Source organism: Pseudoalteromonas sp. MER144-MNA-CIBAN-0113, from assembly GCF_040308965.1.
In the GTDB taxonomy this organism is placed as follows: domain Bacteria; phylum Pseudomonadota; class Gammaproteobacteria; order Enterobacterales; family Alteromonadaceae; genus Pseudoalteromonas; species Pseudoalteromonas tetraodonis.
In genome coordinates, this window is record NZ_JBEOOG010000507.1 from 1 (window position 1) to 248 (window position 248).

At 37.5% G+C, this 248-nt stretch carries 1 pseudogene; it reads left to right on the forward strand.

The annotated features are described in order from the left end of the window. Window positions 1-40 precede the first annotated feature (40 nt). Window positions 41-248 (forward strand): annotated as a pseudogene (locus AAEY57_RS20710) (hypothetical protein); the annotation flags it as partial.

The window sequence follows — 248 nt, forward strand, 5'->3', positions numbered from 1 at the left end:
GTATATACTCGTTTTACTATAAAAGCTTAGGGAATAAAAAATGGCCGACAACTTTCGTGTTACCTTTGTAGGACTTGCTGAGGGCGTTGACAGCAAAGCTGTTACTGCCATGCTTGCTACTAAATTAAAAACATCAGATGAAAAAGTGTCGCTTTTTTTTAATGGTAAACCGCTATTTGTGCCAAGTAATAAAGACAAAGCCCTAAAGCAAGCCAAACTACTTGCCAGCTTAGGTATTAAAAGTAAGC